The 14,517-nt window shown below is 59.4% G+C and carries 15 protein-coding genes; 11 read left to right on the top strand and 4 right to left on the bottom strand.

All coding sequences use genetic code 11. The features are described 5' to 3' along the window. Positions 1-206: 206 nt before the first annotated feature. From glnA to ntrC, 6 genes are all read left to right on the top strand, one after another. On the top strand, positions 207-1,613 hold the full coding sequence (gene glnA, locus KRR23_RS13255; protein WP_019691316.1) for a glutamate--ammonia ligase: 1,407 nt from the start codon (positions 207-209) through the stop codon (positions 1,611-1,613). A 134-nt stretch (positions 1,614-1,747) separates the two neighbouring features. Further along, positions 1,748-2,326 carry a chorismate mutase gene (locus tag KRR23_RS13250; protein ID WP_216742853.1) on the top strand — a complete coding sequence of 193 codons (579 nt, stop codon included), beginning with the start codon at positions 1,748-1,750 and terminating at the stop codon, positions 2,324-2,326. A 116-nt stretch (positions 2,327-2,442) separates the two neighbouring features. Beyond that, positions 2,443-2,949: a DUF4124 domain-containing protein gene (locus KRR23_RS13245; protein ID WP_216742852.1), complete on the top strand. Its 507-nt coding sequence runs from the start codon at positions 2,443-2,445 to the stop codon at positions 2,947-2,949. Next, positions 2,946-3,572: a DUF4124 domain-containing protein gene (locus KRR23_RS13240; RefSeq protein WP_216742851.1), complete on the top strand. Its 627-nt coding sequence runs from the start codon at positions 2,946-2,948 to the stop codon at positions 3,570-3,572. Before KRR23_RS13245 ends, KRR23_RS13240 begins: the two co-directional genes overlap by 4 nt. A 253-nt stretch (positions 3,573-3,825) precedes the next feature. Then, positions 3,826-4,911, top strand: a complete 1,086-nt coding sequence (gene glnL / locus KRR23_RS13235; RefSeq protein WP_123582046.1) for a nitrogen regulation protein NR(II) — start codon at positions 3,826-3,828, stop codon at positions 4,909-4,911. Beyond that, complete coding sequence (gene ntrC, locus KRR23_RS13230; RefSeq protein ID WP_054595168.1) at positions 4,908-6,344, top strand: nitrogen regulation protein NR(I); 1,437 nt, start codon at positions 4,908-4,910, stop codon at positions 6,342-6,344. The genes glnL and ntrC overlap by 4 nt, the downstream gene beginning before the upstream one ends. A gap of 466 nt (positions 6,345-6,810) precedes the next feature. Here ntrC and KRR23_RS13225 read toward each other — a convergent pair whose 3' ends face one another. Beyond that, a complete protein-coding gene (locus KRR23_RS13225) occupies positions 6,811-7,251 on the bottom strand; it encodes a hypothetical protein (protein ID WP_216742850.1) in 441 nt (146 codons plus the stop codon). Between KRR23_RS13225 and KRR23_RS13220 the strand changes: the two genes are divergently transcribed. Next, on the top strand, positions 7,250-7,705 hold the full coding sequence (locus KRR23_RS13220; protein ID WP_145016683.1) for a tRNA (cytidine(34)-2'-O)-methyltransferase: 456 nt from the start codon (positions 7,250-7,252) through the stop codon (positions 7,703-7,705). The genes KRR23_RS13225 and KRR23_RS13220 overlap by 2 nt on opposite strands. 185 nt (positions 7,706-7,890) lie before the next feature. Here KRR23_RS13220 and secB read toward each other — a convergent pair whose 3' ends face one another. From secB to KRR23_RS13205, 3 genes are read right to left on the bottom strand one after another with little or no spacing between them, the layout of a single operon-like run. After that, positions 7,891-8,373, bottom strand: coding sequence for a protein-export chaperone SecB (gene secB / locus KRR23_RS13215; RefSeq protein WP_103320397.1), 483 nt, complete (start codon positions 8,371-8,373; stop codon positions 7,891-7,893). Between the two features lie 56 nt (positions 8,374-8,429). Continuing rightward, positions 8,430-8,684 (bottom strand): glutaredoxin 3, encoded by a 255-nt coding sequence (gene grxC / locus KRR23_RS13210; protein WP_216742849.1) that lies wholly within the window; start codon positions 8,682-8,684, stop codon positions 8,430-8,432. 1 nt (position 8,685) lies between these two features. Then, on the bottom strand, positions 8,686-9,099 hold the full coding sequence (locus KRR23_RS13205) for a rhodanese-like domain-containing protein (protein WP_054595164.1): 414 nt from the start codon (positions 9,097-9,099) through the stop codon (positions 8,686-8,688). Between the two features lie 151 nt (positions 9,100-9,250). Here KRR23_RS13205 and gpmI point away from each other — a divergent pair, with 151 nt between their 5' ends. From gpmI to KRR23_RS13185, 4 genes are all read left to right on the top strand, one after another. Next, positions 9,251-10,780 (top strand): 2,3-bisphosphoglycerate-independent phosphoglycerate mutase, encoded by a 1,530-nt coding sequence (gpmI, locus tag KRR23_RS13200; RefSeq protein ID WP_216742848.1) that lies wholly within the window; start codon positions 9,251-9,253, stop codon positions 10,778-10,780. A 256-nt stretch (positions 10,781-11,036) separates the two neighbouring features. Next, complete coding sequence (locus tag KRR23_RS13195; RefSeq protein ID WP_216742847.1) at positions 11,037-12,332, top strand: murein hydrolase activator EnvC; 1,296 nt, start codon at positions 11,037-11,039, stop codon at positions 12,330-12,332. Positions 12,333-12,366: 34 nt separating this feature from the next. Next, on the top strand, positions 12,367-13,686 hold the full coding sequence (locus tag KRR23_RS13190) for a S41 family peptidase (protein ID WP_123582053.1): 1,320 nt from the start codon (positions 12,367-12,369) through the stop codon (positions 13,684-13,686). Position 13,687: 1 nt separating this feature from the next. After that, positions 13,688-14,467: a divergent polysaccharide deacetylase family protein gene (locus tag KRR23_RS13185; protein ID WP_216742846.1), complete on the top strand. Its 780-nt coding sequence runs from the start codon at positions 13,688-13,690 to the stop codon at positions 14,465-14,467. Positions 14,468-14,517 lie beyond the last annotated feature (50 nt).

Genomic DNA, 14,517 nt, shown 5'->3' with positions numbered 1-14,517 from the left:
TAGCGCTACATTAAAGGGCGATATTTTCTATTTTAAAGCGCCTTGCACCTTTATAAGCGTGATATTGGGGCAATAAATCCAAGTCGGGGCACTGGCATGCAATTTGCTCCCTTGTGAGGCAGGTTGCCAAGGCAGAGTATTCGCGCCGGCATCACCCACATTCTAAGGGCATCCATTACTAAGCCCGAAGCCACCCGGAGGACACTATGTCGAAGTCGGTTCAACTCATCAAAGATCATGACGTCAAGTGGATTGATCTGCGCTTCACGGACACAAAAGGCACTCAGCACCACGTGACCATGCCGGCTCGCGATGCGCTGGATGAAGCTTTCTTCGAAGAAGGCAAAATGTTCGACGGTTCCTCCATTGCTGGCTGGAAAGGCATCGAAGCTTCCGACATGATCCTGATGCCGGACGACACCACTGCCGTTCTGGACCCGTTCACCGAAGAGCCGACCCTGATCCTGGTTTGCGACGTGATCGAGCCTTCGACCATGCAAGGCTATGACCGTGACCCACGTGCCATCGCCAAGCGCGCCGAGGAATACCTGAAGTCCACCGGTATCGGCGACACCGTTTTCGTCGGTCCAGAGCCTGAGTTCTTCATCTTCGACGAAGTGAAGTTCAAGTCCGACATCTCCGGCTCGATGTTCAAGATCTACTCCGAACAAGGTTCGTGGATGTCCGACCAGGACGTGGAAGGCGGCAACAAAGGCCACCGTCCAGGCGTCAAAGGCGGCTACTTCCCGGTTCCGCCATTCGACCACGACCACGAAATCCGTACCTCCATGTGCAACGCCATGGAAGAAATGGGCCTGGTCATCGAAGTTCACCACCACGAAGTGGCGACTGCCGGCCAGAACGAAATCGGTGTGAAGTTCAACACCCTGGTCGCCAAGGCTGACGAAGTTCAGACCCTGAAGTACTGCGTACACAACGTTGCCGATGCATACGGCCGCACCGCGACCTTCATGCCTAAGCCACTGTACGGCGACAACGGTTCGGGTATGCACGTTCACCTGTCCATCGCCAAAGATGGCAAGAACACCTTCGCTGGCGAAGGTTATGCCGGCCTGTCCGATACCGCCCTGTACTTCATCGGCGGCATCATCAAGCACGGTAAGGCCCTGAACGGCTTCACCAACCCGTCGACCAACTCCTACAAGCGTCTGGTCCCAGGTTTCGAAGCTCCAGTGATGCTGGCCTACTCGGCTCGCAACCGTTCCGCTTCGATCCGTATTCCTTACGTGTCGAGCCCTCGCGCTCGCCGTATCGAAGCTCGCTTCCCGGATCCGGCAGCCAACCCGTACCTGGGCTTCGCTGCACTGTTGATGGCTGGCCTGGACGGCATCCAGAACAAGATCCACCCAGGCGATGCGGCTGACAAAAACCTGTACGACCTGCCGCCTGAAGAGGCGAAAGAGATCCCACAAGTTTGCGGCAGCCTGAAAGAAGCCCTGGAAGAGCTGGACAAAGGTCGTGCGTTCCTGACCAAAGGCGGCGTTTTCAGCGACGACTTCATCGACGCTTACATCGCCCTGAAAAGCGAAGAAGAAATCAAAGTACGTACCTTCGTACACCCACTGGAATACGAGCTGTACTACAGCTGCTGATCCAGTAACGCTCGCGCAAGCGGCGTAATGTGAAAAGGCCTCCTTCGGGAGGCCTTTTTTGTGGGCGAACCCTTATTATCGGGCCTACTGTTATAGGCATCATGCCCTTCCACGGAATGAAGAAGAGACGTCCCATGTACCTACGTTTGAGCCTTGCACTGTTCACCGCCCTGCTCGCCAACACTGCCTGCGCGGCCACCACTGCCACTCATGCTCCAGCTCCAACCCTCGCACCCGCGGTCCTCGCCCCGCTGCTCAGCACCATTCAAGAGCGACTGGTGATTGCTGACAAGGTCGCACTAAGCAAGTGGGACAGTGGCAAGCCTGTCGAGGATCGTCAGCGTGAACATGAAGTCATTGCCGACGCCCTCGCCGAGGCGCCCTACTATAAATTGAGCAATGAGGCCGTTGAGCAGTTCTTCTCGGCGCAGATCGAAGCCAACAAGTTAGTGCAGTACGCACATTTGTCCGACTGGTATGCACAAGGCAAAGCGCCCAACGACCCTCGCCCCGACCTCGTTGGCCTGATCCGCCCGCAACTCGATCTGTTACAAACGCGCCTGCTGCAACAACTGGCCGATTTCACCCCGTATCGCAATGACCCACACTGCCCGTCATGGCTGGCCAAAGCCAATAAAGCCGCGACCCAAGTGCCGCTGCGTGAGCTTGCACTCGTACGCGCCACTGCCGAATTGTGCAGCGCCCATCCGTAGGAGCCGCATTTGAGCGAGATTTATTGATCTTTCGTGTCAGGGTGTTAGTGACGTGGGCCAACACTTAACCCTGGCCTATGCTGCAAACCAACGTTTTCGATTATTGGGCGTTTTTTATGGGTCGTGGTTTTCTGTTCATCTTCTTGCTGATTGCCCTGCCCGCCTCCGCGCAGATCTACCGCTACACCGACGCCAGCGGCAATACCGCCTACAGCAATCAGCCGCCCGATGGCGTGAAGAGCCAGGCCGTCGAGTTGCCGCCACTCAACAGCATCGAACACCAACCACCGATGACGCCCGAACAACCAACCCCGCACGCAGACAAAAACGCCGTGTATTCAGTGCTGGAACTGACCGGCCTGCCCAGCGATGAAGCCCTGCGCGCCAATAACGGCACCTTCACCGTCGGCGTGCAGATTCAGCCACGACTGCAAGGATCACATGTATTTAGATTGCTGCTGGACGGTCAACCCTACGGCCAGCCGAGCAATGTGCCGCGCTTGCAACTGGTGAACATCGATCGCGGCGAACACCATCTCGCGGTGCAGGTGCTCGCCGGAGAAAGCCTGGTGCAGCAAAGCCCGACCCTCACCTTCACCGTGCAGCGGGTACACCTCCCGTGAGGTGCTGGATAATCACCATGTGCCTGTGGCTGATCGCTCTGCCGGCGCAGGCCGAGGTCTACACCTACATCGACGCCCAAGGCAATCGGGTCTTCACCGATCAACCCCGCCCCGGAAACGCCAAGCGAGTCACACTGGCGCCAGGTAATCGTATGTCGGCCAATCCCGGCGGGGCAATATCGCAAGCAGCCCCAAAGAAGCCTGAGGAAAAACCACTGTTTCACTACGACATGCTTCGCGTACTCGTACCGGAACCGGACGCTTCGGTGCGCAGCAGCGCGGGGGAAGTGATCGTCAGTGTCACCAACGAACCCACCTTGCAACGCGGCCATCGCTATCGATTGTTACTGGACGGCCAACCGACTGCCGATCCCGGCCCCAGCCCGGTGTTCACCTTAAGCAATATTGATCGCGGCACCCATCAACTGGCAGTGGAAATCCTCGACGAACACGGGCGGATTGTCGAACGCACAGCCAATCAGCCATTCCACATGCTGCGTATCTCCCTGGCGCAGAAGCGCCAGATCAAGCCCTGCACCCTGACCGATTACGGCCAACGCCCGGAATGTCCGCTCGCGGATAAGCCCGAAGAAGAAAAAGTCGGGATTTTTTCTTTCTTCTGAACCTTGTTCAGGTTTGCGCACTATATTGGTGCAACTGGCTGCACCCTACCCATATTTCAACCCATTTTGGTTCGAAAATACCCGCAAAGGCCGGCAGAACGCCACGCAATCGCGCTTAAAACGCCTGTTTCAGGGCCTGAACGCTTCTTTTCGGAGCCTTGGTTTGGTTTTTGCATTTTCCTCGTATCAGCGCCCAGTTCACGCGCGCGATTCAGACCAGTCTCTGAGCCGCCACGCTCCAAAAGAGGTCCTAATGACCATCAGCGACGCACTGCACCGCTTACTACTCGACAACCTGACGACCGCCACCATTCTGCTCAACGCCGAACTGCGCCTTGAGTACATGAACCCCGCGGCGGAAATGCTCCTGGCCATCAGCGGCCAACGCAGCCATGGGCAATTCATCAGCGAGCTGTTCACCGAGTCGACCGAAGCCCTTAACTCCCTGCGCCAAGCGGTCGAACAAGCGCACCCGTTTACCAAGCGCGAAGCGATGCTCACCGCGCTGACCGGCCAGACCCTGACCGTCGACTATGCGGTGACGCCGATCCTTAGCAACGGCGACACGCTGCTGCTGCTCGAAGTCCACCCGCGTGATCGCTTGCTGCGCATCACTAAAGAAGAAGCGCAGCTCTCCAAGCAGGAAACCAGCAAGATGCTGGTGCGCGGCCTCGCTCACGAGATCAAGAACCCGCTCGGCGGGATTCGCGGCGCCGCTCAATTGCTGGCCCGCGAGCTGCCGGAAGAAAGCCTCAAGGACTATACCAACGTCATCATCGAGGAAGCGGATCGCCTGCGTAATCTGGTTGATCGCATGCTCGGCTCGAACAAACTGCCGTCGCTTGCCCTGTGCAACGTCCACGAAGTGCTGGAGCGCGTCTGTCATCTGGTGGAAGCCGAAAGCCAAGGTTGCATCACTTTGGTGCGCGACTACGACCCGAGCATTCCGGACGTGTTGATCGACCGCGAGCAAATGATTCAGGCCGTGCTGAATATCGTGCGCAATGCGATGCAGGCCATCAGCACCCAGAACGAGTTGCGTCTGGGCCGCATCACCCTGCGTTCGCGTGCCATGCGCCAGTTCACCATCGGCCACGTGCGCCATCGCCTGGTGACCAAGCTCGAAATCATCGACAACGGCCCGGGGATTCCAGCAGACCTGCAGGAAACCATCTTCTTCCCCATGGTCAGCGGCCGCCCGGACGGTACCGGGCTCGGCCTGGCCATTACCCAGAACATCATCAGCCAGCACCAGGGCCTGATCGAATGTGACAGCCATCCAGGCCACACCACATTCTCGATCTTTCTGCCACTGGAACAAGGAGCCACATCGACATGAGCCGTAGTGAAACCGTGTGGATCGTCGATGACGACCGTTCTATCCGTTGGGTCCTGGAAAAAGCCTTGCAACAGGAAGGCATGACCACACAAAGCTTCGACAGCGCCGATGGCGTGATGAGCCGCCTGGCGCGCCAACAACCGGACGTGATCATCTCCGACATCCGCATGCCCGGCACCAGCGGCCTGGACCTGCTGGCACGGATTCGCGAGCAACACCCAAGGCTGCCAGTGATCATCATGACCGCGCACTCCGACCTGGACAGCGCTGTCGCGTCCTATCAGGGCGGTGCGTTCGAGTACCTGCCAAAGCCGTTCGACGTCGATGAAGCGGTGTCGCTGGTCAAGCGTGCCAACCAGCATGCCCAGGAACAGCAAGGCCTGGAAGTGGCGCCAATCCTGGCCCGCACCCCGGAAATCATCGGTGAAGCGCCGGCGATGCAGGAAGTGTTTCGCGCCATCGGGCGTTTGAGCCACTCCAACATCACCGTGCTGATCAACGGCGAATCCGGTACCGGTAAAGAACTGGTGGCCCACGCCCTGCACCGCCACAGCCCGCGCGCGGCGTCGCCGTTTATTGCGCTGAACATGGCGGCAATCCCCAAGGACCTGATGGAGTCCGAGCTGTTTGGTCACGAAAAAGGCGCGTTCACCGGCGCAGCCAACCTGCGGCGCGGACGGTTTGAACAAGCGGATGGCGGCACACTGTTCCTCGATGAAATCGGCGACATGCCGGCCGACACCCAGACGCGCTTGTTGCGGGTACTGGCCGATGGCGAGTTCTATCGCGTCGGCGGTCATGTGCCAGTCAAGGTCGATGTGCGCATCATTGCTGCGACTCACCAGAATCTGGAAACCCTGGTGCACGCCGGGAAATTCCGTGAAGACCTGTTCCACCGCCTGAACGTGATCCGTATCCACATTCCGCGCCTGTCAGACCGTCGCGAAGACATTCCGACCCTGGCCAAGCATTTCCTCGCCCGCGCCGCACAAGAACTGGCGGTGGAGCCGAAGCTACTGAAAAGCGAAACCGAGGAATACCTGAAGAACCTGCCGTGGCCAGGCAACGTACGGCAGCTGGAAAACACCTGCCGCTGGATCACCGTGATGGCGTCGGGTCGCGAAGTGCACATCAGTGACCTGCCGCCAGAGCTGCTGAGCTTGCCGCAGGATTCGGCACCGGTGACCAACTGGGAGCAAGCGCTGCGTCAGTGGGCCGATCAGGCGTTGGCGCGTGGTCAGTCGAGCCTGCTCGACAGCGCCGTACCGAGCTTCGAGCGGATCATGATCGAAACCGCCCTCAAACACACCGCCGGACGCCGTCGCGACGCCGCCGTATTACTCGGCTGGGGCCGCAACACCTTGACCCGCAAGATCAAGGAGCTGGGGATGAAGGTCGATAGCGGCGATGACGATGAAGGGGATGAGGGTTAAGCAGAAGCCTGATCGTTCCCACGCTCCCGCGTGGGAATGCAGCCCGGGACGCTCCGCGTCCCAACAGCGGACGCAGAGCGTCCATTGAGGCATTCCCACGCAGAGCGTAGGAACGATCCTAACGACTCGTGCACCGCCTCAATGCACCGTGAACCGCAATCGCGCATTCCACGGGAAGCAAAATCCCGCCTCTGCCCATACGAAAAACCACTCAACAAAAACGCAGAAGCCCCGAATAACGGGGCTTTCAGCGCTGCATACAAGCTATTTTCTGCAACATCTCTAAACCTGGCACGCCCCCTGCAATAGCCCAATCAGCGATTCGATTCACTACCCAGTTTCGGGGGCCTTGGTACAGGCAGGCCGGGGATTCCCCTCTTTACACCCGGGGTTCATCACGCAGACCGCGACGAACCCCCTCCCGTTTTGGGGAACCTTGGTACAGGCAGGCCGGGGATTCCCTCTTTTATTGCTCCTGGAGATGGACCTCCAACCGCCAGCGGTCATTGACCTCGCTACCAGCCCACTCCCCCTTCAAGGGGCGGGCCGCCACCAGCGTCAGCAACAAGCCCTTATCACTCAATCGCACCCGCCAGTTCACGTCCTTGCCGTTGAGCTTCAACTGGCCGTTTTGCGCCTTGCCCTCAGCCTCGAACAGCAACGCGACGCTACCGTCGATGAACTCGCCGTGGGTCTTCGGTTCATTGTTGAACCACACCACCAAGCCATCGGGTTCGACCTCAACCTGTTGCAGTACTGTAGGGTCGGGCTCGGTCAGGCGACCGATCATCATCCCGACCATGACGCCGACGATCGCCAATGAGGCCATCACCCGAGGGAATAGCTTCGGTCGCGGGTCCACTTCCGGCGTAGAATGCTGTCCATCTTTACCTTCGGAGCCGTGCATGTTTCACGTCATCCTTTTTCAACCAGAAATTCCGCCGAATACCGGCAACGTTATCAGGCTGTGCGCCAACAGTGGCTGCCACCTGCATTTGATCGAACCGCTGGGCTTCGAGATGGACGACAAGCGCCTGCGCCGGGCCGGCCTCGATTACCACGAGTATGCCACTTTGCAGCGCCATGCTGATCTCCCAAGCTGCCTGGAAAGCCTCGGCCATCCGCGCGTGTTCGCCTTCACCACCAAGGGCTCGCGGCCGTTCCACGACGCCAGCTTCGCCGAGGGTGATGCCTTTCTGTTCGGACCGGAAAGCCGTGGCCTGCCAGCCGAGGTGCTGGACGCCCTGCCTGCCGAACAGCGCCTGCGCCTGCCGATGCGCGAAGGGTGCCGCAGCCTGAATCTGTCCAACACCGTGGCGGTGGCCGTATATGAAGGCTGGCGCCAGCTCGGCTTCAAATAACCCTCGAGCCCCCGTACATGATCGTTCCCACGCTCCCGCGTGGGAATGCAGCCGTGACGCTCCGCGTCACTGGACGCAGAGCGTCTCTTGAGGCATTCCCACGCAGAGCGTGGGAACGATCAATACTCGACAACCATAAAAAAAGCGCCTGTTACGGCGCTTTTTTTCGTTGTGGCTTCGAACGCTTACTGAACGGTCTGTACGCCATCTTGCTGCATGCGTTGCATTTCTTGCGCGTACAGGGCGTCGAAGTTCACCGGAGCCAGCATCAGGGCCGGGAACGAACCGCGGGTCACCAGGCTGTCCAGGGCTTCGCGAGCGTACGGGAACAGGATGTTCGGGCAGAAAGCACCGAGGGTGTGGCTCATCGAGGCTTCGTCGAGGTTCTTGATCAGGAAGATACCAGCCTGCTGGACTTCAGCGATGAACGCCACTTCGTCACCGTTTTTCACGGTAACCGACAGGGTCAGCACCACTTCGTGGAAGTCGGCTTCCAGCGCTTTCTGACGGGTGTTCAGGTCCAGACCAACGCTCGGCTCCCACTGCTGGCGGAAAATCGCCGGGCTTTTCGGAGCTTCAAAGGACAGGTCACGCACATAAATGCGCTGCAAGGAGAATTGCGGTGCAGTTTCTTCTTCAGTAGCAGCAGTGTTCTGTTGGTCAGTCATCTCAGATCCTTTCTGATCTTGGGGTCTTGTAGGGTTTGCTGATCTTAAGGGTTCAGTCAGGCCGTGAGCATCGCGTCGAGCTTGCCGGCGCGGTCCAGGGCAAACAAATCATCACAACCACCAACGTGGGTGCTGCCGATCCAGATCTGCGGCACGGACGTACGTCCGGCTTTCTGGGCCATCTCGGCACGCACCTGCGGCTTGCCATCGACCTTGATCTCTTCGAAGGCTACGCCCTTGTTCTCGAGCAGGTACTTGGCTCGGGAGCAGTAGGGGCAGTAATCGCTGGAATAGACGACGACGTTTTTCATATCACTTCACCAGCGGCAGATTGTCGGCTTTCCAGCTGGAGATCCCGCCGGACAGCTTGGCTGCGGTAAAACCGGACTTCAATAGCTCGCGAGCGTGAGTACCGGAGTGCTGGCCCAGGGCATCGACCAGAATGATGGTCTTGGCCTTGTGTTTTTCCAGTTCGCCAACGCGAGCGGTCAGTTTGTCCTGCGGAATGTTCAGCGCGCCAACAATGTGACCGGCGGCGAAATCCTTGGTGGTACGGATATCGACAACAACGCCCTGGTCCTTGTTGACCAGCGCAGTCAGCTCAGCGGTGCTGAGGCTACGGCCGCCACGGCTCATCTCGCGAGCGATCAACAACGCCAGCAGTACGACGAAGATACCGACGAGCAGATAGTGGTTAGTGGCAAATTCAATCAGGTGAGCAACCATCAAGGAGGTTCCAGGGCGTTAAAATGTCGGCCAGTATACACAGCCACTATGGTGGGCCAAACCCCGTCCGGCGGTGACGCGGTCTGAACTTCGCTTTAAACTGCCACTCCCTTTTTCCATCGCACCTTTAACTTAAGCCAGAGTGGAATCCATGACTACCACGCCTAAACCTTTGGTCCTGATTATTCTCGACGGCTTCGGTCACAGTGAAAGCCAGGAATCCAACGCCGTGTTCGCGGCCAAAAAGCCGGTCCTCGACCGTTTGTACGCCACCGTACCGAACGGCCTGATCTCGGGTTCGGGCATGGACGTCGGCCTGCCGGACGGGCAAATGGGCAACTCGGAAGTCGGCCACATGAACCTTGGCGCAGGCCGCGTGGTGTATCAGGACTTCACCCGCGTGACCAAAGCGATCCGCGATGGCGAGTTCTTCGAAAACCCGACCATCTGCGCCGCCGTAGATAAAGCCGTTGCTGCCGGCAAAGCCGTGCACTTCATGGGCCTGTTGTCCGAAGGCGGCGTGCACAGCCACCAGGATCACCTGATCGCCATGGCCGAACTGGCCTTCAAGCGCGGCGCCGAGAAGATCTACCTGCACGCCTTCCTCGACGGCCGCGACACGCCGCCAAAAAGCGCACAGTCGTCGATCGAACTGCTGGATGAAGCCTTCAAGACGCTGGGCAAAGGCCGGATCGCCAGCATCATTGGCCGTTACTTCGCCATGGACCGCGACAACCGCTGGGATCGCGTGTCTCAGGCCTACAACCTGATCGTTGACGGTAACGGCGAATTCAACGCCACCACCGCCCAACAGGGTCTGCAAGCCGCATACGAACGTGGCGAGAGCGACGAATTCGTCAAAGCCACCACCATTGGCGAGCCAGTCAAGGTTGAAGACGGCGACGCCGTGGTATTCATGAACTTCCGTGCCGACCGCGCCCGCGAGCTGACCCGGGTATTCGTCGAAGACGATTTCAAGGATTTCGAGCGCGCGCGCCAGCCGAAACTGGCCGGCTTCGTCATGCTGACCCAATACGCCGCCAGCATTCCTGCACCGTCGGCCTTTGCGCCGGGCAGCCTGGAAAACGTGCTGGGCGACTATTTGGCTAAAAACGGCAAAACCCAGCTGCGCATCGCCGAAACCGAAAAATACGCTCACGTAACCTTCTTTTTCTCCGGTGGTCGCGAAGAGCCGTTCCCGGGCGAAGAACGCATCCTGATCCCGTCGCCGAAAGTCGCCACCTATGATTTGCAGCCAGAAATGAGCGCACCGGAAGTCACCGACAGGATCGTCGACGCGATCGAAAACCAGCGCTACGACGTGATCGTGGTCAACTACGCCAACGGCGACATGGTCGGCCACAGCGGCGTGTTCGATGCCGCGGTGAAAGCCGTCGAGTGCCTGGACCTGTGCGTCGGCCGCATCGTCGATGCCCTGGAAAAGGTTGGCGGCGAAGCACTGATTACCGCCGACCATGGCAATGTCGAGCAAATGTCCGACGAATCCACCGGCCAGGCGCACACCGCTCACACCACAGAACCAGTACCGTTCATCTACGTCGGTAAACGCAACCTCAAGGTTCGCGAAGGCGGTGTACTGGCGGATGTGGCACCGACCATGCTCATGCTGCTGGGCCTTGCGAAGCCTGCCGAGATGACGGGGACGTCGATTCTGGTGTGATCAAGGCTTTCAAACGCTGCTAAACCCTGTGGGAGCTGCCGGGCGACGTTCGCCTGGTCGCGATAGCAATCTGACACCAACTTCACAGTTGAATGTTAAGGCGCCATCGCGAGCAAACGAACGTCGCCCGGCTGCTCCCACATTGGTTTTCGGTGTTTTTCAGTCCAGTTATCACACAGCCCGAATTGGACGTTTTTTTTACAGCCTTGGCCGGGCATACTAGGCTGTCCTTTTTCCCCTGGTGTCGCCCGCCTTTATGCTTCGCGCCCTGATTGCCCTTGCCCTGACCTGCCTGCTCCATCCGGCGTTTGCCGATGAACGCGCGCAAACCCAGCAACAGTTGGACGCCACGCGTCAGGATATTGCCGAGCTCAAAAAGCTGCTGGGCAAGTTGCAGGAAGAAAAATCCGGCGTGCAAAAGGACCTCAAAGGCACCGAGACCGAGATGGGCAAGCTCGAAAAGCAGGTCGACGCACTGCAAAAAGAGCTGAAGAAAAGCGAATCCGAGATACAGCGACTCGATGGTGAGAAAAAAAAACTCCAGAGCGCGCGCATTGAACAGCAACGACTGATCGCCATTCAGGCCCGCGCGGCCTATCAGAACGGCCGCCAGGAGTACCTGAAGCTGCTGCTCAACCAGCAGAACCCGGAAAAATTCGCTCGCACCCTCACCTATTACGACTACCTGAGCCAGGCACGCCTGGAGCAGTTGAAGAATTTCAACGAAACCCTGCGCCAGCTGGCCAACGTCGAGCAGGATATCGCCCTGCAACAAGCCCAGTTGCTGGTGCAGAAAAGCAGCCTCGACAGCCAGCGCGACGAACTCGAGAAAGTCCGCAAGGAGCGTCAGCAAGTCCTGGCCAAGCTCAACGACGACGTGAAAGCCCGCGACCAGAAGCTGCAAGCCCGCGAGCAGGATCAGGCCGATCTGTCTAAAGTACTCAAAACCATCGAGGAAACCCTGGCCCGCCAGGCCCGTGAGGCAGAAGAAGCGCGACAAAAAGCGCTGATCGCCCAGCAGGAAGCCGAAAAAAAGCGTTTACGTGAGGCTCAGGCCCGGGCTGAGACCCCTACTGATGCCCCACGCAAGCCCGTCAAGTCGACACCCGGCGCACTGGTTTCAAGTGCCGGCGAGTCCTTCGGCGGGCCCTTTGCTTCAGCCCGCGGAAAACTTCCGTGGCCTGTCGATGGTCGATTGCTTGCGCGTTTTGGTGAAACCCGCGGTGACGATGCCCGAACCAAGTGGGACGGCGTGATGATCAGCGCCTCTGCAGGCAGCCAGGTGCATGCCGTACACGGCGGTCGCGTGGTGTTTGCCGACTGGTTGCGCGGTGCAGGTTTGTTGGTGATCCTCGACCACGGCAATGGTTTTTTGAGTTTGTACGGCCACAACCAGACGCTGCTTAAAGCGGCCGGTGACGTGGTCAAGGCCGGTGAATCCATCTCCACTGTCGGTAACAGTGGTGGCCAGGACACACCTGGACTGTATTTCGCTATTCGTCAGCAGGGTCACCCGAGTGATCCAGCACAATGGTGCCGCGCGCAAGGATAGGCGTTGAGTCACCTACATTAGGAGTTCGTTCGACATGCTGCATTTGTCCCGCCTCAATTCGCTGGCCCTGACGATCGCTCTGGTGATCGGTGCGCCGTTGGCGTTTGCCGCTCAACCGGCCCCGGCGGTTGCGCCTGCGGGCACTGCTGCGACCACCAAGGCGCCATTGCCGCTGGAAGAGCTGCGCACCTTTGCCGAGGTCATGGACCGGATCAAGGCTGCCTATGTCGAACCGGTTGACGACAAGACCCTGCTGGAGAATGCCATCAAGGGCATGCTCAGCAACCTTGACCCGCACTCCGCCTACCTCGGCCCGGAAGACTTTGCCGAGTTGCAGGAAAGCACCAGCGGCGAATTCGGCGGCCTGGGCATCGAAGTCGGCGCCGAAGACGGTTTCATCAAAGTCGTTTCGCCGATCGATGACACCCCTGCCTCCAAGGCCGGCATCCAGGCGGGCGACTTCATCGTCAAGATCAACGGCCAGCCAACCCGCGGCCAGAGCATGACCGAAGCCGTGGACAAGATGCGCGGCAAGATCGGCGAGAAGATCACTCTGACTCTGGTGCGCGACGGCGGTGCGCCGTTCGACGTGACGCTGACCCGCGCGACCATCCAGGTCAAGAGCGTGAAGAGCCAGTTGCTGGATTCGGGCTACGCCTACATCCGCATCACCCAGTTCCAGGTCAAGACCGGCGAAGAGGTCTCCAAGGCGCTGGCCAAGTTGCGCAAGGACAACGGCAAGAAGCTCAGCGGCATCGTGCTTGACCTGCGTAACAACCCGGGCGGCGTGCTGCAAGCAGCGGTCGAAGTGGTCGACCACTTCATCACCAAAGGCCTGATCGTTTACACCAAGGGCCGCATCGCCAACTCCGAACTGCGCTTCTCTGCCACCGGCAAGGACGAAAGCGAAGCGGTGCCAATGGTCGTGCTGATCAACGGCGGTAGCGCCTCGGCTTCGGAAATTGTCGCCGGTGCCCTGCAAGATCAAAAACGCGCAGTGGTCATGGGCACCACCAGCTTCGGTAAAGGCTCGGTGCAAACCGTGCTGCCACTGAACAACGACCGTGCGCTGAAGATCACCACCGCGTTGTACTTCACGCCGAACGGGCGCTCGATCCAGGCCCAGGGCATCGTTCCGGACATCGAAGTGCGCAAGGCCAAGATCACCAATGAGCAGGACGGCGAATACTTCAAGGAAGCCGACCTGCAAGGTCACCTGGGCAATGGCAACGGTGGCGCCGACAAGCCAACCAAGTCCAGCGGCAAAGCTAAACCGATGCCACAGGACGACGATTACCAATTGGCCCAGGCCCTGAGCCTGCTCAAGGGCCTGAGCATCACCCGCGGCCACTGAGATGCGTTTGCGGGTCATCCTCAGCCTGATGTGCTGTCTGGCAGGCGCTGCTCATGCGGCGCCTGCCGAGACGGCGGCGCCACACAAGGCCTACCTGAGCCTGATCATCGATGACCTCGGGCAGAACCTGCCACGCGACCGCCGCGTGCTGGCACTGCCCGGGCCGGTGACCACGGCAATCATGCCCGACACTCCCCACGCTGCCGAATTTGCCCGCGAGGCCCACCGCGCCGGCAAGATTGTCATGCTGCACATGCCCATGGATCCGGCTACCGGCCCGTTCGCCTGGCACCCCGAACTCCCCATCGAAGAGCTGGAAAAACGCCTGAATGCGGCGTTCAACGCCGTGCCCTATACCAGCGGCATCAACAACCACATGGGCAGTCGCATGACCGCCCAGCAACCCGCCATGACGTGGCTGATGGCCGAGCTGCAACGTCGGCACAAGTTCTTTGTCGACAGCCGTACCAGCGCTCAGACAGTCGCTGCCGCGGAGGCGCAGAAGATCGGTTTGGCGAGCGTTTCGCGAGATGTGTTTCTCGATGACGAGCGCACCGAGGGCGCAATCTTCACTCAGCTACAGACCGCCATCAGCCTGGCCCACAAGCAAGGCTCTGCGGTGATGATCGGCCACCCTTATCCACAAACCCTGGCGGTGCTTGAACGCGAACTGCCCAAGCTCAAGGCCCAGGGCATCGACTGGATCGATATCAAGTTGATGATCAGCGTGCGCAGCAACAAGGCGATGGTTGGGCACGGGAAGGATGGGGTTTACCGCTGAAAAGGATTCGCTCTTGTGGCGAGGGGGCTTGCCCCCGTCGGCCGGTCCGC

This window comes from Pseudomonas sp. CVAP#3, from assembly GCF_018986375.1.
In the GTDB taxonomy this organism is placed as follows: Bacteria; Pseudomonadota; Gammaproteobacteria; order Pseudomonadales; family Pseudomonadaceae; genus Aquipseudomonas; species Aquipseudomonas helvetica.
This window is presented reverse-complemented; position numbering and strand designations above follow the sequence as displayed.